A 24,081-nucleotide genomic window follows, 5' to 3' on the forward strand; every position below is an offset into this window, starting at 1 on the left:
GATGCTGGTGGTATCCTTGCAGTCTAGAGACCCTTGTGTGGCTGCAGGTCTGTTCAGCTAGTGTCACCCCCCTGATAGTTAATGGGAGAACTAGATTGCAAGTTGTTATTTAGCTGCACAATCATAAGGCTACTAGGCTCGTCTGAAGCTGAACCTTGAGTATCTGATGCTTTTATACTGCATTTATTGCCTATATATACTTGATCCATCAGTGCCTAATTTTTGTTGCAATTGGCTGCCCTGTTGATAAAGATCATAGCTGACAATTGACGATTAGACAAATTTTTGTTAAAAGACTTAGTATAAATATTGAATTTAGAAGATTTTTTGACAAAAATATTTTTTTATGATATAAAAAGAATTTTTTGGTAGAAGACCCTACCATAGTCTTTTTATAAGGAGAAATTTTTTACTTTCTGGTGGTGACTAGACAAGGGAGACAAGGGAGAAAAAAGCGTAGATATTAAGAGCTATTTACAGCAAAATTAAGGATAGAGTCTATCTTTTTCAATGGGAAACTGTTTTGATCCCAAATCCGGTTATTATGGACTGATTATGGGGTGAGGTAACGAGTAACGCTCAATAGGCAAAAGAGAGAATCTATAAATCAGCTTTTCGCTCATCGGATTCGGTATGATAGCTCAAAAATTGTCATTGCTACATTTGCATTAAATACTTTTTGATAGATTACTAAATCTTCATAAGTTTTAATTTTCCTTGTTTCTGCTTCCTTATCCACTTTCCCCCTTGTCTTACCCTACTATCCCTTTACAGCGCTTTTCGGTTGAGTATAACAAACTTATTGTTAGGAGTCAGTACAAAAACCCTCGTTCTTGAAATTGTGACTTAATTAAAGATATGATACTTGGGGTTTATTATTGAAAACTGCTATTAGGTAAAAAACCTACCCTTGTCAACCCATCTCTCTCCATTTGTGTTTAAATAGATCCCAAATTGCTTCTACATCAGGTCGTATATTCAGCGTTAATCTTTACATAGTCATAACTAAGGTCACATCCCCAAGCCTTCCCGCTACCAACACCGTCCCCAACTTTGACAGTAATTAATACAGTATCATCCTTGAGATATTCTCCATTTGCCCTTTGCTTCAAATATTCGCTAGCAGCAGCGCGGTCAAAATCTAAAGGTTGCCCATTCTCCATCAGCAAAAAGTCTCCCAACTTTACCTGTAAGCGATCTTGCTCAAACTTCACTCCAGCGCGACCTGCTGCTGCTGCTATTCTTCCCCAGTTAGGGTCGCGACCAAAAATGGCTGACTTCACTAGAGAAGACCCGGCAATTGTTTTGGCAATTTTATTAGCAGATGCTTCGTCAGATGTTCCAATTACTTGAACTTCTATCAAACAAGTTGCTCCCTCTCCATCACGAGCGATCGCTTTGGCCAAATATACACAAACTTCTGTCAACATTGCCTCCAATTTTTCCGCCTCTGCTCCTATATTCGTAATAGCAGATGTGCGAGACTGACCATTTGCCAAAGCAATTACTGTATCATTGGTACTCGTATCCCCATCAACAGTAATTTGATTAAAACTGCGATTAACTGCTCTGGTTAACATCTCTTGCCATAATGGAGGAGAAACCGCTGCATCACAGGTAACAAATGATAACATTGTTGCCATATTAGGATGAATCATTCCAGAACCTTTGGCAATGCCACCAATACGCACTGGGCGATCGCCCATCATAGTTTCTAAAGCTATTGATTTTGTCACTAAGTCTGTGGTGACAATAGCTTTTGCTGCTGCTTCTCCACCTTCTGGGGAAACTGTAGAGACTAACTGAGGAATTGCTGCTTTGAGGGCATCCATTTTAATTCGTTGACCAATGACTCCCGTTGAAGCTAGTAAAATTGACTCTGGGGAAATGTTGAGCGCTTTACCCAATGCTTCCGCACTTTCCAAAGCATCTTGCCAACCTAAATGTCCTGTAGCAGCATTTGCTTGGCCAGCATTACATAAAATTGCTCTAGCACTTGGTTTATCTTCTAAACGTTGGCGACAATAATCTACGCAAGCTGCCCTTACTTGAGTTGTTGTAAAGACTCCAGCAGCGATCGCATCTACATCTGACAAAATTAGGGCTAAATCTGCTGCTCCGGAGGGCTTTAACCCTGCAATTATGCCTGTTGCCCGATATCCCTTGGGAGCTGTTACTCCACCAGTTATTACTTGCCAGTCTGACATTTTTCTTTCCTTGATTTTATGATTTTGCTGCCTGCTGATTATATCAATGACTTAGGGGGTAACTGTGTGAAATTTCATCATAAATCTAGATTTTCAGGAATTATGCCTGTTGCCCGATATCCCTTGGGAACTGTTACTCCACCAGTTATTACTTGCCAGTCTGACATTTTTCTTTCCTTGATTTTATGATTTTGCTGCCTGCTGATTATATCAATGACTTAGGGGGTAACTGTGTGAAATTTCATCATAAATCTAGATTTTCAGGCAGGAAAAAAATTACGGCATTTTGCAACTTGGTGAGGTAGAGTTTAGCATTAGTATATTTTCCCTACTCCCTACTACCCCAGATTTTGTAACCCATTAACTGGAAAACTGCTTTAGTTGAGCTGGTTTTTCTGCTTTGTGTCTCAAAAGATACGATGGGTATTCAACTAGATTCTAGATAATACGTATCACTTACTATCTAGCAGTTTTTTCAATCTCTATCCACTACCTATCAAAAGTTGAGAATGATAGTTTGATTATGGCTAATACAGCTTATTCCATGTAATTGTGGTACAGTAATTTGAGTAGTTGAGTCTCTAAAAAATGAAATCTTATTCTCTTCAATTCGGTGAAAAAATAGTTAAAGCTGATGAACATTGTCATACCTCAATTCGGAAAGTAGCTATTCGATTTAATGTGAGTAAAACCTTCGTCCAGAAACTATTGAAACAAAAAAAAGAGACTGGTCATATTTTACCTCAAACTTCTGGTGGCCATATAAAAATTTTGTTACACCCTCACAGAGCTAAATTAATGGAAATCCTGGAAAAATACCCCGATTATACTTTGTCAGAATACTTTGAATATTGGCGAATATATTATCAGCAGTCTGTTAGTCCAAGTATGATGTGTCGTGAACTCCAAAAATGCAATTTGACCATAAAAAAAACCATACGCAGCAGCCATTCAGCTACTGAAATACTCCAAATTTTGAGGTGTGAGTATTGGCAGAAAGTAAAAAATATAGAGGCTGAAAACTTGGTTTTATTGGATGAAATGGGTGTTTTATTGTGGTTAACATGAAGTCATGCAGGTTCCTACTCTGGTAGTGGAGTCTATGATTTTTCACCATTTTATCGAGGGCTAAAAATCACAGTTTTTGGAGCAATTCGTCTCACAAAATTCGTAGGATTAATGACACTTAATGGCTCAATAGATGGGATTTGCATTTCAAGTTTTTGTAGAACATTTTTTAATTCCTAACTTATGGGAGGGAACAGTAGTAGTAATGGATATATGAGCTGCTCATAAGTTAAAAATAATCGAACCATTAATTCAATTCATTTGGGGCAAGTGTAGTGAATTTATCACCCTACTCACCGGACTTTAATCCCATAGAATTATGCCCAACTTTTTGGCGTCGGTTTAAACCTAGCACGGCTCAAGCTTTAACCCACATTCCGCAGATCTCAATATATCTTTATATCTCTTTACACTTGCAAAATTCTTCAAACGATAAAAGGTTCTTACAGAGATTGCGATCGCTAATTTTCCTAGTTTTATGAGAATTTTAGTAATAAATATTTACATTCAAGGATTTTACACCTAATAGCTGAAACACTTATTGGCTAAGACTTACAAGCAAAATATAAATTTTACTTATCAATTAAATGTTAAGAAGTGCGGAATGTGGGCTTTAAGTTAATCTACAATCATTGGAGGCAGGTCTCGCTGCACTTTGCTAGTGACATACATACCAATATGCACAACTGGGAAAGACTGAACCTTATTAGACGCATCTGAACCAATTATACATCTCCGATAATCTACCTGAAACTACTATAAAAAGGTTGTTAAATTCTAATTTCCGGAGAAGTCTATTGTATATCCATTATCAATATAATCATCCTTTGACTATCGTTGCTTGGGAAGTCCTAAAATTTTTGCTCCCTTGAGACTTTACCTTGATTTCGATATTTGGTGGTGGTGCATAGTAATGGTAAAGGAAGCATCGGGAGTGTAGGGAGATGGGGAGTGTCGGAGAAATTAAAAAATATATATCCTCACCATTACCATGCAGGACTACCCGATATTTTATAGATTTTTACTTATCCCAAAAAAATAAATCATGCAAAAGGTAGAAGGTAAAGCTTCTACCTGTCCTGAAATACACGATTATCGGGAAATTGTGGTACATTTAGCTCATGGCAGCACGACTACGGTCATAAGTAGTGACAAAACTAGGATGGGGTTTTCCTTGAATATTGCCCCAATAGTTATCTGCTTCTACACCTACTTCAGTTGCCATACGGTTTACCATAGACTGTTGACGATTTTTAATTAGATTGTGATGACGCATCATTAATGCACGAGCTTGATTTTCTACATCCATTGTTGATTTTTCCTATTGCTAACTTTTGCTTTTGATAATTTTTTTGACGTTTGATAATACTCTAACTCATAGAAGCATGACTACGATCATAAGTAGTGACAAAACTAGGATAGGGTTTTCCTTGAATATTGCCCCAATAGTTATCTGCTTCTACACCTACTTCGCTTGCAGTACGGTTTAGCATAGACTGTTGACGATTTTTAATCAGGTTGTGATGACGCATCATTAATGCACGAGCTTGATTTTCTACATTCATTGTTTTAATTCTCCTTTTTGATTAAATTTTGTTTGTTAAAGATGAAATTTGATTCCAAAACAGGAAGCAAATTAGCTCATGGAAGCACGACTGCGCTCATAATTTTTTCTAAAGGTAGGCTGTACTTTTCCTTGAATATGACCCCAGTAATGACTATTTTCTAATCCCACTTCAGATATGGCTCTGTTTAGCATTGACTGCTGACGATTTTTGACTAGATGGTGGTGACGGATCATTAAAGAACGTGCTTGAGGTTCAGTAAACATACTTAACTTTCTCCTTTGATTGTTTGACTAATATTTGGGTTGCTTTTTTTCTTTACATTTTTATATTAACAGAAATTTCTGTATCTGTTGTTACTAAATAGTTTTTTGTAATAAATATTTACAGTGTTTTTAATAATTGAGATGATTAATAAAAGCGATCAAATTCATTAAAAACTAGAAAAGACAAGGGATAAAAGTCAATCATAAGGAGTCAAACACTATGATTAAACCTAAAAAATGTCGGAAGGAAGTTAGCCAGCGCCAGCTCGTTTTAACGGCTGGTTGAATAACGACACGGGGGTAATAAAGCGGAGTAAAAGTCTGCTATACTAGAGAAATAAGGAACAAGGTTTGTCGCCATGACCTTTAGCTAGTGCGGTGAAGTTCCGGTAGACAGTTAATGGGGAATTAATTTCCTACGACGGCTCAAAGCAAGTAGGCAGCTAGAGCAGCGAGAAGATTGCTCCAAAACCGCCGAGTCAAACCACTCTCGAAAGCTAACAAAAAAAAGTCAACTCACAGCTAGATTTGGGTCTATGTCGAGGGAGTAGTCTAGAAATCTGTTGACAGGCTTTAAGCAAATGTGGATTGATTCCCTAAGCGGTGGATTTGACCACAGAATCCAGGGTGTTTCAACCCCTGGAGATGTTAATCACATTCCATAGGTCAGCTTGTAACATTAAAAGTAGTATAAAAATCGGTAACTGGTTAAGTATTTATACTATATAGCTCGTATTCATTAACCTTTCGGTTGTGCATCAGTAAAATGTGGGATTCGTCAAGTAGGGCTGGCAAATCTAATCTAAAAGCACTGATATATAGTGATATATAAAGTTTTTAGGATTTTTGTCGGGAAAAAAGTCCAAAGAATTTAGCCTTTAAGACCAAAAAGTTAGGACGAAAGGCAGACACTTCCCAGAAAGATACAGGTAAAATTATGGCGTTGCTGAGTGGTAATGATTTTTGGATTAAGTATCAACGCTAAAAATCTGTTTTTCAATTTTACCTCTAGCTACTTACCATTACATTTCAGCAACGCCAAAATTATTCCTTCTACTTTCAAACATCTCCCTACCCAGACCTCCCCACACTTCCCACACTTCCTTGACACACTACCGACCTTTCTTATTGGTCAAATTATCTGGAAAATCTTAAGCATAAATACTTAATTATTTACTCCTATTGACCACAATTATTTTTTCCTGACTCCTTTAGGGGCGTTTTGCTCTGCAACATGTTTGGGCAGCATTTCGTAGGAAAAAGCGGAAGCTTTGCATCAGCAAATGACGATTCGCCCCTAGAACTCCTGAGTCATGATTTTTTATACTACGTTTTGAAGTTCGGAATGTAGGATTAAAGATTAAAAAAACTCCCCTGGAAATAAAGAGGAGCAAAGAAAAAAATATTGTTAACTGTCTTGAGTGGGTCTTATACCAATTTTCTTAAGTATGGCTACACATCATAATTTCAAAAATCAAACATATAATCTGGCAGGAGACAACCAGTGTAGCCTAAGTTTATGAAATTGGTCTTATACTAAGGGTGAAAAAAGAATGTTACAAATAAGCTTGAGTGAAAAGGGCTTTATTTTAATAGCCTTCTCCTGACGGAGAGGTTGCGGGAATGGCTGGAAGTTAGGAGTTAGGAGATAGATTATTGTTGGTTTTTGGGGTGAAGACTGGCTGTAAGCCTTATGAGGTAAAACATCCCCACCGTCTGCACTGTGTCTACAATTAGTTAGGGTCGAATCCTCAAAAAATTGATTCTTTCTCCAAAATTGCTATCTCCTAAGTCCTTCTTCAATGTTTCTGTGACTAAAAATAGAAGATGAACACAAAAAATGCTGAAATTTTATTCCTCCTGACTTTTAAGCAGCAGCCTAACTATTTATACCAAAAATTTATCACGCCTGGTATTGTATTATGTTGGCTTAGGGTTTATGCAGGACATGGGGACCTTAGAATTATGCACTTGGTGTCTGAATTTTATTTTTTGACTGAAGAAAGTGGCCTGTAAACTCGATAGTTAATTTGAGGAAAAATATTGTCGATCGCCTCAACCTTTTCCAACCAACCAGAATCAATCTTTCTCTCTAAAATCTCTTCATAAAGCTTAGTAAAACGCCTCAAATGCGATCGTGTCCTTCGCACGGCATAAGGAACCATAGTACCCGTACTCATAATAAACGCCCAGTCAGAAGATTGAGCCAGTAATAATTCTCGGCCTGCCTGATTTAAGGCCCGCACCTCCAGCTCATCTTGTGTTTCCCATTGCCCCAACTCAACCATTCGTTCTGTAGCCTGATGCAAATGAGGATAAATCCAAGAATTAGTATGATTAAGCCAATATTCATGGAAACCCTTATATCCCCAACTCGACTGTGCTGGAAGACAAACTTGATGTTCGGTATGTTTATGTAAATAATCTGCCAAATGAGTCATCCTATAAGTGCTTTGGTCATACCAAGTTTTGCGGAATAGGAAATCCAAAAACCAAGGCCCTTCATACCACCAGTGACCAAATAACTCAGCATCGTAGGGAGAAACAATAATGGGGAGTCGCTCCATGAGATGGTATAAATGCTCAACCTGGCGTTCCCGATTAAACATAAAATTACCAGCATGTTCTGCTGCTTTTTCTCTAGACCAGTAAGGGTCATAGAGTTGTTTATCTCCTAATCCCAAGCCACGACCTGTGATTTTATGATATTTAATGCCTGTATTCTTCCGCTGGCCATTAGGCATAATATAAGGCTTAATATATTCATATTCTGCTTCCCAGCCTAAATCTTTATAAAACTCTCTATATTCTGGATCTCCTGGATATCCTACTTGGGAAGACCAAACCTGTTGAGAAGATTCATGGTCCCTAGAAAAAACAGCTACTCCTGTTTCTGTAAAAATAGGGGCATAACTGCCAAATCTAGGTCTAGGTCGAGCATAAAGTACACCGTGGCTATCTGTGAGGAAGTAACGTATACCAGCATCAGCGAGCAATCGCTCTAAACCTTCATAATAGGCACATTCTGGCACCCAAATACCTCTGGGGCGACGGCCAAAGTTTTCTTCATAATGTTGACAAGCAACTTCTATTTGCGCCCAGACTGCCTCCGGGTACATTTTCATCAATGGGAAGTAACCGTGGGTAGCGCCACAGGTCATAATTTCTAGGTTATTGGTGTCTTGAAACTGCTTAAATGCAGTAATTAAGTCACGATCATAACGTTCCCAGAGTTTTCGAACATTGTTGAAGTGAGTGGCGTAATGTTCTGCGAGGTAGCGGATATGACCGTTGTGGATATTGTGGTCAATTTCCTTTTCTGCTAATTCTTCAAGTAAGCTTAAGTGGTGTTCATAGCGATCTTGTAGTAGAGGGTCTCGCAGCATGGCCACCAAAGGTGGTGTGATACTCATGGTCAATTTAAAGTCCACACCATCTCGCTTTAACCCCTCAAACATTTGGATTAGGGGGACATAGGTTTCGGTAATTGCTTCAAATAGCCACTCTTCTTCTAAAACATAATCACTTTCTGGATGTCGTACAAAGGGGAGATGGGCATGAAGAACAAAGGCGAGGTAGCCAATAGCCATAATATCTTAATAGGTAATAAAGTAGGGTGAACTAAATTGAAATCGAAAAAAATTATAATATTTTCTTTAAGATTGTAAGGGCAAAGGGGTACAAAAGTTAATTCTATTTTCAGTCGGGAATTGGGGAATGGAGAGTAGGGAATTAGGGGAGTGAGGGAGAAGCGCAAGTTAATATAGATGGGAGTAGGAGAGAAATTGAAATACATCCCTTTTCTTTCTCTTCGGCAGTAAAGACTTGAGATTTTATTTATAACAATAATTATCAATTATCCAGACATAATTAAGTAGTGAAAGTCAACTTCTAATTTTTATTGGGGTCTAGACAAGATATGGGCAAAATAGGACACAATGTCAACTTTTGTAAAGTTTTATGAAAGCTATAGTTCAATAGTCTCTTGAAGTTCTCTTCAATTCTTGTGACAAATGACTTGATTTTAGCGTCGCCAGTTTCTATCACCCCTCTGGGCACATCTAATCTAGATAATAGAATATAATAAAGTGTAATTATTGCTGTCTGAGGCTTTCTTATTGCTGGCCGCTACATTTATAGTATCTCCTCTAAATTCTTCATTCTTCAGGGTTTCACAAATGCTTTACAGAATACAAATCTAAAGCTTACTTAACCAAAAGTGAGCTTCTTGTCAGCTCAATACCTATTGAACCGAGTGAATTAAGAGATGATAAAAATTGAAATTCAAGGCCAAGAAGCTGTTCTAGCTACTGAGCAAATGCTAGCAATTGATGGACTCCAAGGTAGCTATGAAACAATTAACGAGATTGAGAGAGAAGGAACCTTAGCAATCATTGCCACAATAGTTGGTATAGTTGGCGGTAGTTTAACCCTACATTCTGCACGACAAAATGTAGTACACAAAGAGGGGAAAACTTGAGTAAGTATTTAGACTTATAGTATGGTGTAGGAGGCGATATAGCTACCGCTAGGCTCCGCCAACGCAAATCCACCCTAATTTTTTCTGGAGTGATTAGGTTCAAAAGCTTATCCCAAAGGTTTTTTAACTTGCTTGTAACTCCTGCCATATTCCATTAATGCCTTTGAGAATGATATCAGTTACCGGAAGTCACCCATAGATATCTTCAAAAATTACCAAAGTCCCTCTATTACTTGACCGATCACATCTTAATAATTGCCAAGCGCTGTCATTTTACACTATTATTTTGATGATTTTTGTATTTTGATGATTTTTGCACTCTATCTGTTTTCATCTCCAATGTCTCAACTGAGTAGATAGTATCTTTGACAACTTGGAGGAAAAAACTTTAATAATTCTAAACGCTCATAAGTTAGATTAGATATGCTCTTAACTCCAGAATTAATCAATAAATGAATCGACTGAAAACATTGAAATATCCAACGTAATGTCGGTCGATTTGTCGGACGACAACTGATTTTCTTATCAGGTTGTCGGACTGGGTATTCATGGGAGCCATCTACTTCTTCGATGGCTGAAACATCTATTCCTTCAATAGCTGAAAATTTAGTGAAAAAAGGTTTTAAAGCAGTTTTGGGGTGGGGTGATCGGGTACTAGATACTAGCCCCATAGCGACTGCAAAAATACTTTATCAGAACTTGTCATCAGGTAACAGAGTAACTGAAGCTTTGGCTAAAACTTATCGGGAACTAATTCAAACAGATCCAAAAGGTTGGCACTTGTTGCGATTATATGTACAAGGAAACTTACCGGGAGCATTAGTAACAACATTGGGAAAGCCTGGACGGAAACCACCGCGTTACGAAATAACGACTCCACCTGTAAAAAATTGTTATCCTCAGCTAAAAAAATGTATACAAACCCTCAAGAAAGGTAGTAAAAAAGGTGTCTTGATTTTAGGATAAAGTGCTGTTGCTTCCTCGTTTAGCGATGGACTATGTGAACGTTTACAGAACTATAAAATTGTTAAATTGAATGCACAAATTTCTGAATCATAATTTGTTAATTAACTAGCAAATAAATTGAGAAATTCATCTCAGCGTAATGCACTTCAAGATAATAATAAACTCAGATATTCATTGAGAGATTTATTTAAATAACTAAAGGAAACTGGATAAAAACCTTTTATTTTTGTCTTTAATGACTTTCAATACAATCTAGAACCTAAAAAAGATAAATATATTATAACACTAGAAGCAATAGATATCTTGGATGGTTTAATGTGGGCAATTAAACAAGCAGGCTCAAGAGAACGAGTTATTATTACTTGTAATCAGGATCATTTTTCACCTCTCAAGTTCTAATCCTTTAGAACTATCAAATACCAAATTCCTATTTAATGATATAGCAATCCCAAATAGGTTGTGACAAATTTTATAATAGTTAATTTAAACTGAAAGCCTTATACCATTTATCCATGAAGTTGCGCTTAATAAAAGATAACAGCTATTAGTAAAATTCAGGTCTGGGTAAGAATTATTAAGCGCATTGTTACAGAGAAATGGTATTAGAAATTATGAATTATGAATTATGAATTATGAATTATGACTCCTGTACGGGTGATTCGCGAATCACCCCTACCACCAAAATATTACAAGTAAAATAGGATTGTTATAGTCATAAGTCACATTTTATAGTAAAAAAAGTCGGTCTATGCTTCAGCAATAATATCCAAACTATAAAGAGGGGAGTAGGGGAGAAGCAAACATCAAGCTTGTATCTAAAACTCAGGGCAATAGCTGATAGCTGACGGCTGAATGCTTACATAATAATTATTTGTAAGGATATATGGAACCGTCAGGTAAAATAGCACCTTTTAGTTGGGCATCGATAAAGCTAGCATTGCTAATATCAGTGTCTCGTAAGTCTGCCCCTCTTAAATCAGCATTCCAAAAAACAGCCTCTGTTAAATCAGCCCCGCGTAAATTGGCCTTCTGAAGATTTGCTCCCCAAAAGTTAGCTGATTTGAGGATAGACCTCTGTAGGTTAGCTTCTTGTAAGTTGGCACTATCGAATTCTGCTCCTGTTAAATCTGTATTGGTAAAATTGGCTTTTTCAAGATTTGTATTAGAGAAGTCAGCATTCTCTAATACGGAGCCAGTTACGTTCATTTTCTTATAATTAGAATTACTGAGATTTATATTGGAAAGGTTGCAGTAAAAACATTCTTTTGATCGTTTTAAAGTTCGTGCTTGCCACTTTGTATATGCTACTACAGGTGTGGCAAAAGCTAGTGAAACTAATAGAGTTATCGTTAATATTTTGAGTTTCATTAGATCGTTTCTGGATAAGAGCGTGATAGAATTACGTTCCTAGACGCGCGTTTCATGTCGCGTTTCATGTCGCGAAGCGAAAGCGAAAGCGAAACAAAAAATTTTCTCCTCCTTTTCCTCCTGATACCTTTTTTTTTCGCCTCTTCAGATCCCTCCTGACTCGGTTTGACTGACTGCTCCTTAATTATTATAACTATTAAACCGGACATGATATTAGAGCAGTTTTCGAGTCTTGGAGGTACAAAGTTTTAGGACTTTAGGGAAGAGGGAAAGGATGTTATAGCAGTAAGTTTTTTGGTGAGGACAATAAATTTTTGTTTAAAGGGAACAGGTAAAGATATATTAATCAGGACTTACGCAAATAAACCCGGTTGCTACGAGAAATCATTGATTTTAACAATAGACATCTCCGGAAAAGAGGGAGTAGGGAGTAGGGAGTAGGGAGTAGGGGGAAAGAATTGATGATTTATGCCCGATAATTGATTTAATTTTTAATTATCGGAGATGTCTAATAGAGATCTAGGAAAAAACCTGGTTTCTGGTTTCCCCTGCGTAAGTCATATTAATATTAAATCCTGTAGCATTGTTATAGTTACTTAGGATTCAGGAGGAGAGACTATTCGATAAATTTGGAGGTTATGGCGATGGGATAATTTTTTGATACCTAATTAAACCATCATATTACATAATGTCCGTTGATATCGCTCCTGTAAAAGCTTGGGAAATATCTACCCAGCGTTTAAGTTTTTTCGTCCTATTTAAGTCTTCTTCCCTTTTCCTTATTCCTTACCATTAATTTATAATACCGATGCTACCAGAGATGATATCACATTCTACTTCACCATCCTTAAAAGTCTGTCATTCTTGATGAAGACAGTTCCGAAATTATCGATAGCTGCAATTATAATTGTTGTAAGGACGTTCCATGGAGCATCCCTACAAATGATTCTCTAAATATTAGGTAATTGTCATCCAATTGACATCCTCCGGACGTTGCGCAACTACGACAACGCGAGATTCCTAATCATCCCGCTCTTAAGGCTTTATGCTGCCTCTTTACAGAGGATATGCACAATTCAAGTCGCTCGGCGAAACAATGCACCTGCCTCCAAGGTCAAGCCTCTTTTTGGTCTAAAGGCGCGCTCCTAAAGACTTCCCAGCACGGTATTGGGGGTCTCCCCCATGAGCAACTGGCTCTGACACTGCTATCCCAGCAGCCTTAATATAACTACTATAGCACACGCTATGGGAAAACCACAACATTAATGGGTTTTCCCATACAACGCTCTCCCCCTTTCAAAAGAGGGTTAGGGGGGATGGAGAGCGCCGGTCTTCAAGCAAAGTTGAGATAACTTCAGAACCTTGAGGGAGAAAAACGCCACAGCTTAATTGTGTCATCAAAACTGCCACTTATTAAAGTTTTGCCTTGAGGATCGAATGTTAAATTTACCCAAGCGGAATGTCCTTTGAGAGTTCCCATTAAACCACCTGTATGAATTTGCCAGAGTTTAATTGTACCCCCAAAATCTCCACTAGCCAAGGTGTTACCATCAGGGCTAAACTCAAGAGATTGCACTTTTTCCGAATGACCTATTAAAGTACGTCGAGGACGTGTACTTATTCGTCGGCGATAAATATTTAGATCCCAAAGTTTAATCGTATTATCCCAGCTACCACTAGCTAAGGTATTACCATCAGGGCTAATAGCTACAGACCATACAGGTCCACTATGACCCTTCAGTGTGCGTAGTAGTCTACCATAACGCCAATTCCATATTTTGACAGTACCATCATTGCTACCACTAGCTAAGGTTTGACCATTAGGACTGAAGACAACAGATTGCACTTCATCTAAATGCCCATAAAGAGTATACAATAGTAAACCACTATTAATATCCCAAATTTTAATGGTTTTATCTTTGCTGACACTAGCGATTGTATTGCCATCAGGACTAATAGCGACAGAGAAAACATCTTTCAGATGACCGTACAAGGTATTTTTCAATCTACCAGTGTAAAGATCCCAAATTTTGATTGTACTGTCACCACTAGCACTAACTAAGGTGCGACTGTCTGGAGTAATAGCAACAGACCATATAGGTCCGTCATGTCCTGATAATATACCTAAATTTTGCCCACTGCGCAAATGTAACAGTTGAATACTCCCATCTGTACTGCCACTGGCAACAATACGACCATCTGGGCTGGTTGCGATCGACCAAACCGGACCTGAAGTTGTTGCTAAAGTTCGGAGTGGGGAAAGGTCTAGTATTCCTGTAGATGGTGGTAGTGGGGGTAGCTTAGTTGTGTACTCATCTGTTTTAGGTTGAGATAAATCTGGCTTTAACTCAGGAAGAGTACTATTTCCTGATGATGAAGATAATGATGGCTGAGGTTTGGGAGATGGTACGCGAGAACTAATAACTAATGATAATAGAGCGATCGCTGCTGCTCCCCAAACAGTTACACTCCACTTTGATTTTTGCAGGATGACATCTACTGGTGTTGGTCCGTACTTGATATCTTTAATAATTTGTGCTGCAGACTGATACCGTTGACGATGGTCTCGTTGTACCATTTTATCTAATATGCGACCAAGATGGCGACTAATGGGATTTTTCAAATAGTCTCGCCACACCCACTTATCTGCTTTGATATCAAATAGTTCAAATGGTGAAACCATTGTTAATAGATGCAGACAAGTTGCACCTAAACTATATATGTCACTGTTGGGATAGATTTTCCCCTGTGTTTGTTCTGGAGCAGCATATTCAGCAGAACCATTAATACTGCCTATTGATAACAAGTCTCCATTAGCAGAAATGGTAACACCAAAATCAACTAAGACAAATTCTGGAATACTTGTGCCTGGTTTTGTCCGACAAATGATATTTTCTGGTTTAATATCTCCGTGAATCAGGTGATGGTCGTGGATAAATTCCAACACTCGTAACAACTGATGCAATATTTGCCAAATTTTATTTTCACTAAAGACACCATCTTCTATGAGTTCTGTGGCCAGGTTTCGGCCTTCAATATATTCTTGTACTAAATAACGGTGGCCATCATGTTCTACAGATGCTAATAGCTCTGGAATTTGGGGATGTTTACCGATTTTATCTAGCTGTACTGGGTCACAGCTAAATGTCGGGACAATTTCTTGACCCTGAAAAATTAGGTCTTTTCTATCGTCTAGGTTGACAAACTCTTTGATAATACAAGGTGGTTTAGAAGGTTTGTCTTGGTCAATAGCTAGAAATGTACGGCTCCAGACACTTTCACCTAAAGGTTTAATGGTCTGGTAGCGTTGTTTGAGTATAGGTGGACAATTGGTATGATTCCCTATTGTCTCATTTTGGCTGACAATTTGCTTGTCAGCATCTTCCGGATTCTGGTTGTGAGGATTGATGCGATGATTCATAATCAGCAATCAATTAGCATATTTTTTCTATATTGACACTCCCCGCACCTATTGGCGAGGGGATTCTTGGCTCAATGACTTGCCATCACCTAGCAGGATTTCTCCAACTAAGCCAGAGGGCGTGTCTCCCCAAGCGTAAGTTCCGGTATGCCCTACCGTACTGAGCGCTTTTTTTAGGATGTTTTTGGCGGCATTAACATCTCTATCTTCTATATAGCCACAATGAAGACAAACATGAGTTCTCACAGATAGAGACTTTTTGACAACTTCCCCACACTTAGAACAATTCTGACTTGTATAGTTAGGTGGTACTGCTACTGTTACTTTTCCATACTTTGCACCAAAATACTCTAACCAGCTACGGAAAGTTGACCATGCAACATCACTAATTGATTTAGCTAGATGAGGATTCCTTACCATGCCTTTAATATTTAAGTCTTCATAAGCCACCAAATCGTGAGAATGGATTACGCAATATGCAACTCTCTTTGCATATTCTCTACGTTGCCTACTTACTCTTAAATGCTTCCGTGCATATCTATTTCTAGCTTTATGGTAGTTGTTTGACTGCGGTTTTGCGCCTTTTCTGTACTTCTTAGATTTTTGATAATTTGCCTTGTTTAACTGCCTTTCAGACTTTCTGTAAAACTGGGGGTTTTCTATAGTGTTGCCATTACTGTCAGCCAAGAAATATTTAATTCCTACATCTAAACCTGCTGCTTTTCCTGTTGGTTGAGTCTCAATTTTTAAATCTATTTGAATAGCAAATTGAGCATAATAACCATCAGCACGTTTAATCAACCTTACTCGTTTTATTTGGTTGAGTTGATAATAGTTTAAATCATAAGTACCTTTCAATTTTAAAGTACCTATATTTTTATTGTCTGAAAAAGTAATTGCTTTCCTATTCTCTGATAACTTCCATCCAGAAGTCTTATATTCTACAGATCGACAATGCTTTTTAAATTTAGGATAACCCTTTTTTCCTTTTATTTTTTTCTTGCAGTTGTCGTAAAATCTAGATATTGCAGACCACGCTCTTTCCGCAGCCGATTGTCGAGCCATTGAATTGAGTTTCTTAGCAAATTTAAACTCTTTAGCCAATATTTTGCAATATTTGTTCAGGTCATATTTACTCACACCTTTATTATCCATCCAGTACCTCAAGCATTTATTTTGGATAAATTGCGATGTCCTAATTGCCTCATTTATTGCACGATATTGAACGTATGCAGCTTTTACTTTAAACTCATAAATTATCATGGCCCAAGCAAACATTAATGTTCAAATTATGCCAACTATGATAGCATAATTCAATAGAATGTCAAGAAAAAATGAGGTATTTTTACAAGGAATGAAGTCGCCCGTTCGCTTTTCATCCGCGTTTTTTAAAACGTGGTTTTCAAGTTCTCGTCCCCCCTCAATAATATTTTTTAGATTTTGGCTACAAATGGGAGAAACTCCACACCATTTGCAAAGAATAATCTAGGAAAAGGCAAAATCAGTGTGGGATAAATCCCGGTTTTAACTATCCACTCTAACTTGATTTTCCTATATATTTTTTTTTACACAGAATATAGTTACACCACCACAACTAGCAATAAAAAAAGGGGCTTTGGTAATGGGTGGCTATAATTGTTCCTGCATTTACTATGCAGGACTACTAAAAAAAGAACTATAGCAATCCTATTTTATTCGTGTCAAAAATCTTACTGCTTTTTAGGGAACACTTAACTGGTAAGAGTTTTAGTTTTTTTATTTATTTTTTGATTTGTCACGAACTATTTAGGATTGCTATATTGCATAGCACAGGTTTTTGTAGTTAAGTTTTGCTTAATTCCCAACCAAATTCTACAGGTATTTCACAGGACATTGTAAAATATTTATTAGACATCTCCAGAAAAGAGGGAACAGGGAACACTTAACTGGGAACAGGGAGAAATAATTGATGATTTATCCATAAGAATAGATTTAATTTTTTATTGTTGGAGATGTCTATTGTGCTATAATTTAGTCTATGCTTAAATATTTATCATTTTATCAAGAGAGATAAACTTTATATAGCAATCCTAAATAGGTTGCGGATAATCAAAAAGTAGATAAAAAAAAGCGAAACTCCCACCTGTTCCCTATTCCCTGTTCCCTGTTCCCTAAAAGCGGTAAGATTTTTATAAACAAATAAAATAGGATTGTATTATAAACTAGGATGAAAAGTAACAATTTTTCGATATTCCAGTTTAAGCTCATAGTAACTAACAATTAATTATGCCACTCATCCGGATCAAAAAGTCTTGGGAAATTCCTGAAAAAGAAATTACTCCTGAAAAGGTTTATTTAAACCGCCGTCGGTTTATGAAAAATTTAATAGGTGCTGGGTTGAGTGCTACTGCTTTATCTACTCTTACAAGTTGTGCTGGGAACTCAAAAATATCTCTAATTTCTGGAGCAGCAACTTTACCAACTATTGGTAAATTTACACCTAATTCCAACTTTGCTCAAGTTGAGCGACCAATAACTGACGAAGCTTTAGCGACAAAATATAACAATTTCTATGAATTTGGCGGTAATAAATCTATTTGGGAAAATGCTCAAGCTTTACCAACTGAAAATTGGAAAGTTGAAGTTACAGGTTTAGTCAAAAATCCTCGTATTTATGACATAGACGAACTACAGAAAAAGTTTCCTCTAGAAGAAAGAGTATATCGGTTTCGGTGTGTTGAAGCATGGGCAATGGTAGTACCTTGGATTGGTTTTCCCATGAAGTTATTAATGGCTGATGTAGAACCAACATCAAAGGCTAAATATGTTAGTTTTACATCTTTTTATGACCCAGAAATTACTAAAGGTCCTGGTTTTTGGGCGGGTGGTTATCCTTGGCCGTATAGAGAAGGTTTACGAATAGATGAAATGGCTAACGAATTAGCTTTTTTTGCTATGGGAATGTATGGTAAATCATTGCCAAAACAAAATGGTGCGCCTTTGAGAGAAGTTATTCCTTGGAAGTATGGTTTTAAGGGAGCAAAATCAATAGTAAAAATTGAGTTTGTAGAAAAAAAACCTGCAACATTTTGGAATACTTTGATTCCTAATGAATATGGTTTTGAAGCAAATGTTAATCCAGAAGTTCCCCATCCTCGATGGTCACAAGCAACTGAAAGAATACTCAGTGAAGGTGCTAGTTGGTCTTGGGAAAAACGTCCGACTTTACTTTACAATGGTTATGGAGAATATGTTGCTAATCTTTATAGTTAAAGCTGAATCAAAAAAAGGTAATTAGTATTAGGAAAAAGCCCTAGTTGAGAAACTTGGTTTGTGGCAAAACGGAGGGAAAAAATTAGGTTGGTGAAATTTAATTATTAATCCTGATTCCTGAAATTGATAACTCCTGTTATACTGATTAAAAATTTGTAGTAAACTTACTAATTCTTAATATGACAATGCAATTAAAAGTTCCATCTATTGCTTGTAGTGGATGTGCAGATACTATTACTAAAGCAATCAAAAATCTCGAATCTGAAGCTGATGTCCAAGTGGATGTGGAGCAAAAGATTGTTACAGTAGAAACCAAAGCATCTGAAGAGTCCATTAAAGAAGTAATTACTGCTTCTGGACATACAGTTGAATAGAAAAAATCTTTCTCTAACTAAACAAATAACCAGGGGGACTTCACTTAGATAGACTCCCTGGATATTTTATGAGATTTTCTATAAAAGTTGGGAACAGGAACTTAGAAGTCAAAAGTCAAAAGTCAAAATTCAAAAATTAAAAATAATTTATGACTAAAGTTTTCGATGCCTAAATGCTCCGCAGACACCGTTTAGTAATGTCCTAACCTAAAAAAGTCAAAATTCAAAAGTTAAAAATAATTTATGACTAAAGTTTTCGGTGCCTAAATGCTCCGCAGACACCGTTTAGTAATGTCCTAACCTAAATTTGTAGTGCTATACAATTTAGTATTGTTGGGTAAGTGCTGCGATCAAAAAATATTTTTGTACAGAGTTTGTATTAAACTTTTACCTATATTATACCATGTTGAAAAAAGAATGCTATAAAAAGGTGCATCTCGATCAAAGGTGTTTAAAAATAGCTGCCTCAATTCATTTGAGACAGCTATCTCTATTATTTTTCCCTTTTTTTCAATTTTTCAATATTTACTCCTTTTTCCCCATTTTTCCTATTATTTACTAAGCATTCAACGTTCAACAAAAAAAATGAGGTAAGTATCGATGAAAATAATGGTTTACTCCCATGATACTTATGGTTTGGGAAACTTACGCAGAATGCTAACAATTTGCCGATATTTACTAGAGGAAATTTCTAAACTATCAATATTGCTTGTATGTAGTTCGCCAGTAGTGCATAGTTTTCGGATGCCAAAAGGACTTGATTACATTAAGCTTCCTTGTATTGCTAGAAATGAATTTGGCGAACTCGCAGTTAAATATCTGGAAATAGAAAAAGAAGAAGCGCTTAAACTGCGTTCTGAATTAATTAAGGTAACCACAATAAATTTCAAACCCGATATTATTTTAGTAGATAAGAAACCTTATGGTTTGCAAGAAGAATTGAGAGATACCCTAGAGAAAATTAAAAATTCTGATTACTCTCCTAAAGTCGTACTATTACTCAGAGATATACTTGATACTCCTGAAAAAACAATTTCAGAATGGAAAACCAAGAGATATTATGAAGGAATTGAACTCTTTTATGACCAAGTTTGGGTAGTTGGTATGCAGGAATTATTTGACATTACCAAAGAATATAAATTCCCTGCTACAATTTCAGGAAAAGTCAAACATTGTGGTTATATTCGTCGCAGAGCAGAGGGAAAAAGTAGGTACGAAGTACGAAAAGAATTACATCTTAATCCTGACCAACAATTTGTATTAGTAACTCCAGGGGGTGGTGCCGATGGTTATCATTTAATTGACAAGTATATTTCAGGATTAGAGCATTTACCAAAACAACATAAAATTAGGAGTTTAATTATTTGTGGTCCAGAAATGCCACAGGAAAAGCAACAAGCACTCCATCGAAAAGCAAAACAATATTCTCGTCTGAAAATTATTGAGTTTACTGATGAATTAACAAGCTATATGAATGCTGCTGATACGATTGTTGCTATGGGTGGATATAATACGGTTTGTGAAATTTTTTCTTTTGACAAACCAGCAGTTATTGTACCAAGAACTCAGCCAGTTAAAGAGCAGTTAATTCGTGCTGAATCTCTGGAGAAAGTAGGTTTACTTAAGGCAATTCATCCAGACTTATTAAATCCAGAAAATTTGATGGCAGCAGTTGTAGAAAAACTAAATAATGCAGCTAAAAATCAACCTAATTTTTTTAATTTAGATTTAGATGCACTACCTCGAATTGTTGACTTTATTTATAAGTTATTCTATGGAGAAACATCTGCTGATTATAGTTATGTTGCTTATAATTATCCGGATACACAACCGTTAGTAACAGCTCAAAAATAGCTTTTATTCTGATAGTTTATCTAGAATTTTGTTAAACATTTATAATTCAAATAAATTACAACAAAAATTAAACAATTTGGTATTAGTCATTTCAATTAAATGAGGTTTAAATCCTCCCCTTTTAAGAGGATGAAAAGAATAAACTTGATTATTTCAAGCCTTTGGGTTCAGCCAGAGATACTGATAACTGAAATGACAAAAAAATGGGTGCATCTCATATTTGCAAAAATACTTTTTTCCTATATATTCTCTGTTCACTGTTCCCAATTAAGTGTTCCCTAAAAGCCAAAAATTTTTGGCTTTATTCAAAATTGAGATGCACCCAAAAAATGAGGTATAAACTCCAATTTTAAGGGGATGAAAAGAATAAAGTTCATTATTTCAAGGCTTTGGGTTTAGCCAGAGATACTGTTAACGCAGTTCCTCCGCAGGAGGCTAACTGATAACTAAAATGATATCTTCCTTAGTTTAATCACAAATTATGAAAAAGAAAGTTTGTTTAACTACTTTAGAATTTCCACCTGATGTTGGTGGAGTAGGTGAGTCAGTTTACCGGATTGCTCGAATGTTATTAGAGTTAGATTATGAAGTTCATGTAGCTGTTTTTCATTTCAATAAAAAAAGGAAAAGTATCCAACGCGCTCATCGTAAAACAATAGAACAAGATGGCATTTTAGTACATCGTTTAAAGGCAGCAATTCGGACAACAGAACCTTATTCACCTAGTGTAATGATTATGAATTATCGGAGTGAAATATATTTTCAACTCAAACGCCTTCATCAACAGTTTAATTTTGACTTACTTCATTCCTTTTTTATTAAAGAAACAGGTTTTTTAACAACATTATTAGCTCTGGAAAATAACTTGCCTATAATTAATAGTATTCGTGGTAGCGACCTCCATAAACATATTTTTGACCCCCAACAACACGCTCAATTATGTTGGACTTTAGAGAAGGCATCTTGGTTAACTTTTGTTAGTGAAGATTTATTCAAACGTGCTAAAGTTTTGGTATCTAATATAGAAGCAAAATCGTCAGTTTTTTGGAATTCAATTCAACCAGTATATTTTGATAATTTTGCCACTCCAGAACTGGTAAAAAATTTACGGGGAATGGTTATTGGTTCGGTAGGTAGGTTCCGGGATAAAAAAGGATTAGAATATCTGCTAGATGCTTGTGTTCAACTCACAGCAGAAAATGTTGAATTAACATTACTATTAGTAGGTGATTTTGTAGCGAAGGAACAAGAATATTGGCAAGAAGAATTTAAGAATACTGGCATTACTAACCGCATCATTGTTACAGGAATGTTGGGTCGTGCTGAGGCAATGGCATATTTACCTCATATGGACGTTTTTATGATTCCTTCTCTGAATGATGGTTGCCCTAATGCCATGTTAGAAGCAATGTTAGCTAGTCGAGCTATAGTAGGATCTAATGTTGATGCCATTGGTGAAATTTTGACAGATGGTGTAGATGGTTTAGTTGTTAACCCAGGTTCGAGTGAAGAAATAGCTGTAGCTTTGCGTAAGTTAGAGCGATCGCCCCAGTTACGACAAGAATTAGGAAAAGCTGCCAGGAAAAAAGTTCTAAAACAACTTGCTCCTGCTGTGGAAAAAGAAAATTGGGCAAAAGTTTATCAGCAAGTTTTGCCAAAACAAAAGTTCAAACAAGTATTATTAGACATCTCCAGAAAATAAACTTGTCCTTTATTTACCATAAGCTAGAGTTTTCAATAATTAATAATGAATAATGAATAATGAATAATTACTTCTCCTTGAAAACGGATAGGATTGACTAATCATGAAAATTTTTATTTATTATCCCCTATCCAAGGGGAGGCTTTAAACCAAAATTTTTCGGTAAAATTTCCTGATAAAATCATTTTATGTACATTTTTACTAAAAATCCCTTCCCTTTTCCCTGTTACCTACTTTTACAAAAAGTATATATATTTTTCGGAGATGTCTATTACAGAAAATTTGACTTTTTGAGGCTTTAAAATAGGAAAATATTGCCAGAATTATTAATTAATCACGACTTACGGACTAGAACAATAAATCCCGTTTATTGTTCTAATTATTGTTATTCAAATCAGGAAATTTTGTATGATAAGCCGGTTTCTACGTAAGTCATAATTATTTGCTATAAATGTTGGGTTTCGTTCCTCAATCCAACCTACGAACTGCTATTTTTGCTGATTAGTGTATTGCCATGCTAAACGTTCCTCGAGTAATCTATGAATAAATCGATAACCGCCTCCAACCCGTTGAAGTAACATTTTTTCAGTGGAATAGTTGAGGAAGCGGGCGTAATTCCAAGGGGCTTTTTTTGTGAGGAAAAAGGTGGTGCGAAGGATTAAGTGTTCGATAACAGAACCTGTAAAACCCAATAATATTATATATGGTAACATTATAGCTACAAAAGAAACTATTTCCCTGGTTACTCCAGAGTTGATTGATTTTGAAAACAGAAGCAAAATAGCTGTAATTGGAAGTATCATTACTGTAAAAAATACTCCATTTAGTAAAATTCGCCAAGTTCCTTCATTGGGATATGTTTTATTGTTAAATTCTCCTCCTTGAAAGCTTTTAGGTAAAGCAGTGCTAATGCCTAATATCATCGGTAGAAAAATACAAACTGGTATTGGAAGTAAAGTGAATACTAATAAAGAAAATCTGATGTTATTAGTAGGTAATAACCTCCACAATATTAGTGATACTAATATTGCAAAGAACGCATACAAAAACAGGAAATCTAATATTGTTTTTTTATCGCCAAAAAGTGGATTTTTATAAGAGAAATAAATTAAAATGTTGTCTTGGAAAGATTCTCGAAATTTTTTCTAAGAAAATTTGATTACTTCTAAGTTGGGATTAATTTTCCAGAAAAATTTTTCATTCTTTTCATCAGATAAAAATGGTAGTAAAAACTGCATCACTATTTGCGTAATTATAGTAGTTTGTGCCCATGTTATATCCTTTAGTCTACCATTAGAAAAAAATATCATAGCACTTGCAATAACCCCGAACATAACTCCCATTAAAATGCTATTAAATAAACCAACAATACACTTATAAATCTTGGTATTATCCAACCAACTACGCTCCAACCTCTCAATCAAAAACATGGAATTAAAGCCTTGTTCAAAGTTGCCGGAGTTGAGGTAGATAGTTATTTTGTTTTCCATGATTTTTTAGGATTAGTGAAATTTATATATCCCCCCCCCTTGTAAGGGGGGCAGTTATAGAATTTTCA

General features: G+C 36.3%; 17 protein-coding genes. 7 read left to right on the forward strand and 10 right to left on the reverse strand.

All coding sequences use genetic code 11. The features are described 5' to 3' along the window. Window positions 1–965: 965 nt before the first annotated feature. Window positions 966–2,207 carry a bifunctional ornithine acetyltransferase/N-acetylglutamate synthase gene (gene argJ / locus ACP6PM_RS07355; protein WP_426583233.1) on the reverse strand — a complete coding sequence of 414 codons (1,242 nt, stop codon included), beginning with the start codon at window positions 2,205–2,207 and terminating at the stop codon, window positions 966–968. A gap of 588 nt (window positions 2,208–2,795) precedes the next feature. On the opposite strand from argJ, the gene ACP6PM_RS07360 reads away from it, so the two are divergent. After that, window positions 2,796–3,275 (forward strand): helix-turn-helix domain-containing protein, encoded by a 480-nt coding sequence (locus tag ACP6PM_RS07360; RefSeq protein WP_426583234.1) that lies wholly within the window; start codon window positions 2,796–2,798, stop codon window positions 3,273–3,275. 1,114 nt (window positions 3,276–4,389) lie between these two features. Here ACP6PM_RS07360 and gifA (ACP6PM_RS07365) read toward each other — a convergent pair. The 4 genes from gifA (ACP6PM_RS07365) to ACP6PM_RS07380 all read right to left on the reverse strand — a co-directional run bounded on the left by gifA (ACP6PM_RS07365) (window position 4,390) and on the right by ACP6PM_RS07380 (window position 8,696). Continuing rightward, entirely contained in the window at window positions 4,390–4,584 is a 195-nt protein-coding gene (gifA, locus tag ACP6PM_RS07365; protein ID WP_426583236.1) for a glutamine synthetase inactivation factor IF7A, read from the reverse strand. 61 nt (window positions 4,585–4,645) lie between these two features. Next, window positions 4,646–4,840: a glutamine synthetase inactivation factor IF7A gene (gene gifA, locus ACP6PM_RS07370; RefSeq protein WP_426583238.1), complete on the reverse strand. Its 195-nt coding sequence runs from the start codon at window positions 4,838–4,840 to the stop codon at window positions 4,646–4,648. Window positions 4,841–4,911: 71 nt separating this feature from the next. Beyond that, window positions 4,912–5,106 carry a glutamine synthetase inactivation factor IF7A gene (gene gifA, locus ACP6PM_RS07375; RefSeq protein ID WP_293106508.1) on the reverse strand — a complete coding sequence of 65 codons (195 nt, stop codon included), beginning with the start codon at window positions 5,104–5,106 and terminating at the stop codon, window positions 4,912–4,914. 1,985 nt (window positions 5,107–7,091) lie between these two features. Beyond that, on the reverse strand, window positions 7,092–8,696 hold the full coding sequence (locus ACP6PM_RS07380) for a glycoside hydrolase family 57 protein (RefSeq protein WP_426583240.1): 1,605 nt from the start codon (window positions 8,694–8,696) through the stop codon (window positions 7,092–7,094). Window positions 8,697–9,373: 677 nt separating this feature from the next. Between ACP6PM_RS07380 and ACP6PM_RS07385 the strand changes: the two genes are divergently transcribed. Beyond that, the gene (locus ACP6PM_RS07385) at window positions 9,374–9,586 is read left to right on the forward strand and encodes a hypothetical protein (protein ID WP_426583242.1); all 213 of its coding nucleotides are present in this window, start codon (window positions 9,374–9,376) and stop codon (window positions 9,584–9,586) included. A 516-nt stretch (window positions 9,587–10,102) separates the two neighbouring features. After that, entirely contained in the window at window positions 10,103–10,552 is a 450-nt protein-coding gene (locus ACP6PM_RS07390; RefSeq protein ID WP_426583272.1) for a hypothetical protein, read from the forward strand. Between the two features lie 867 nt (window positions 10,553–11,419). Here ACP6PM_RS07390 and ACP6PM_RS07395 read toward each other — a convergent pair. The 3 genes from ACP6PM_RS07395 to ACP6PM_RS07405 all read right to left on the reverse strand — a co-directional run bounded on the left by ACP6PM_RS07395 (window position 11,420) and on the right by ACP6PM_RS07405 (window position 16,604). Further along, window positions 11,420–11,920 carry a pentapeptide repeat-containing protein gene (locus ACP6PM_RS07395; RefSeq protein ID WP_426583244.1) on the reverse strand — a complete coding sequence of 167 codons (501 nt, stop codon included), beginning with the start codon at window positions 11,918–11,920 and terminating at the stop codon, window positions 11,420–11,422. 1,354 nt (window positions 11,921–13,274) lie between these two features. After that, the gene (locus ACP6PM_RS07400; protein WP_426583246.1) at window positions 13,275–15,341 is read right to left on the reverse strand and encodes a protein kinase domain-containing protein; all 2,067 of its coding nucleotides are present in this window, start codon (window positions 15,339–15,341) and stop codon (window positions 13,275–13,277) included. Window positions 15,342–15,389: 48 nt separating this feature from the next. After that, a complete protein-coding gene (locus tag ACP6PM_RS07405; RefSeq protein WP_426583274.1) occupies window positions 15,390–16,604 on the reverse strand; it encodes an RNA-guided endonuclease InsQ/TnpB family protein in 1,215 nt (404 codons plus the stop codon). Window positions 16,605–17,606: 1,002 nt separating this feature from the next. Here ACP6PM_RS07405 and msrP point away from each other — a divergent pair. The 4 genes from msrP (at window position 17,607) to ACP6PM_RS07425 (ending at window position 22,523) form a co-directional block, all read left to right on the forward strand. Beyond that, window positions 17,607–18,593: a protein-methionine-sulfoxide reductase catalytic subunit MsrP gene (gene msrP, locus ACP6PM_RS07410; protein WP_426583248.1), complete on the forward strand. Its 987-nt coding sequence runs from the start codon at window positions 17,607–17,609 to the stop codon at window positions 18,591–18,593. A gap of 179 nt (window positions 18,594–18,772) precedes the next feature. Continuing rightward, window positions 18,773–18,967 (forward strand): heavy-metal-associated domain-containing protein, encoded by a 195-nt coding sequence (locus ACP6PM_RS07415; RefSeq protein WP_426583250.1) that lies wholly within the window; start codon window positions 18,773–18,775, stop codon window positions 18,965–18,967. Window positions 18,968–19,576: 609 nt separating this feature from the next. Further along, complete coding sequence (locus ACP6PM_RS07420) at window positions 19,577–20,821, forward strand: glycosyltransferase family protein (RefSeq protein WP_426583252.1); 1,245 nt, start codon at window positions 19,577–19,579, stop codon at window positions 20,819–20,821. A gap of 481 nt (window positions 20,822–21,302) precedes the next feature. Beyond that, window positions 21,303–22,523 carry a glycosyltransferase gene (locus tag ACP6PM_RS07425; protein WP_426583254.1) on the forward strand — a complete coding sequence of 407 codons (1,221 nt, stop codon included), beginning with the start codon at window positions 21,303–21,305 and terminating at the stop codon, window positions 22,521–22,523. 488 nt (window positions 22,524–23,011) lie between these two features. On the opposite strand, the gene ACP6PM_RS07430 is transcribed toward ACP6PM_RS07425, so the two are convergent. Continuing rightward, window positions 23,012–23,446 carry a hypothetical protein gene (locus tag ACP6PM_RS07430; RefSeq protein WP_426583256.1) on the reverse strand — a complete coding sequence of 145 codons (435 nt, stop codon included), beginning with the start codon at window positions 23,444–23,446 and terminating at the stop codon, window positions 23,012–23,014. 222 nt (window positions 23,447–23,668) lie between these two features. Continuing rightward, entirely contained in the window at window positions 23,669–24,013 is a 345-nt protein-coding gene (locus ACP6PM_RS07435; protein ID WP_426583258.1) for a hypothetical protein, read from the reverse strand. Between the last annotated feature and the right edge of the window lie 68 nt (window positions 24,014–24,081).

The sequence above is a fragment of the Dapis brunnea BLCC-M229 genome, assembly GCF_050015995.1.
Taxonomy (GTDB): Bacteria; Cyanobacteriota; Cyanobacteriia; order Cyanobacteriales; family Microcoleaceae; genus Trichodesmium.

Coding starts and splice junctions, on each gene's coding strand:
- ACP6PM_RS07380 (WP_426583240.1), bottom strand. CDS start 8,696: ATGGCTATTGGCTACCTCGCCTTTGTTCTTCATGCCCATCTCCCCTTT.
- ACP6PM_RS07360 (WP_426583234.1), top strand. CDS start 2,796: ATGAAATCTTATTCTCTTCAATTCGGTGAAAAAATAGTTAAAGCTGAT.
- msrP (WP_426583248.1), top strand. CDS start 17,607: ATGCCACTCATCCGGATCAAAAAGTCTTGGGAAATTCCTGAAAAAGAA.
- ACP6PM_RS07400 (WP_426583246.1), bottom strand. CDS start 15,341: ATGAATCATCGCATCAATCCTCACAACCAGAATCCGGAAGATGCTGAC.
- ACP6PM_RS07395 (WP_426583244.1), bottom strand. CDS start 11,920: ATGAAACTCAAAATATTAACGATAACTCTATTAGTTTCACTAGCTTTT.
- ACP6PM_RS07430 (WP_426583256.1), bottom strand. CDS start 23,446: ATGATATTAGGCATTAGCACTGCTTTACCTAAAAGCTTTCAAGGAGGA.
- gifA (WP_426583236.1), bottom strand. CDS start 4,584: ATGGATGTAGAAAATCAAGCTCGTGCATTAATGATGCGTCATCACAAT.
- argJ (WP_426583233.1), bottom strand. CDS start 2,207: ATGTCAGACTGGCAAGTAATAACTGGTGGAGTAACAGCTCCCAAGGGA.
- gifA (WP_426583238.1), bottom strand. CDS start 4,840: ATGAATGTAGAAAATCAAGCTCGTGCATTAATGATGCGTCATCACAAC.
- ACP6PM_RS07425 (WP_426583254.1), top strand. CDS start 21,303: ATGAAAAAGAAAGTTTGTTTAACTACTTTAGAATTTCCACCTGATGTT.
- ACP6PM_RS07415 (WP_426583250.1), top strand. CDS start 18,773: ATGACAATGCAATTAAAAGTTCCATCTATTGCTTGTAGTGGATGTGCA.
- gifA (WP_293106508.1), bottom strand. CDS start 5,106: ATGTTTACTGAACCTCAAGCACGTTCTTTAATGATCCGTCACCACCAT.
- ACP6PM_RS07405 (WP_426583274.1), bottom strand. CDS start 16,604: ATGATAATTTATGAGTTTAAAGTAAAAGCTGCATACGTTCAATATCGT.
- ACP6PM_RS07435 (WP_426583258.1), bottom strand. CDS start 24,013: ATGGAAAACAAAATAACTATCTACCTCAACTCCGGCAACTTTGAACAA.
- ACP6PM_RS07385 (WP_426583242.1), top strand. CDS start 9,374: ATGATAAAAATTGAAATTCAAGGCCAAGAAGCTGTTCTAGCTACTGAG.
- ACP6PM_RS07420 (WP_426583252.1), top strand. CDS start 19,577: ATGGTTTACTCCCATGATACTTATGGTTTGGGAAACTTACGCAGAATG.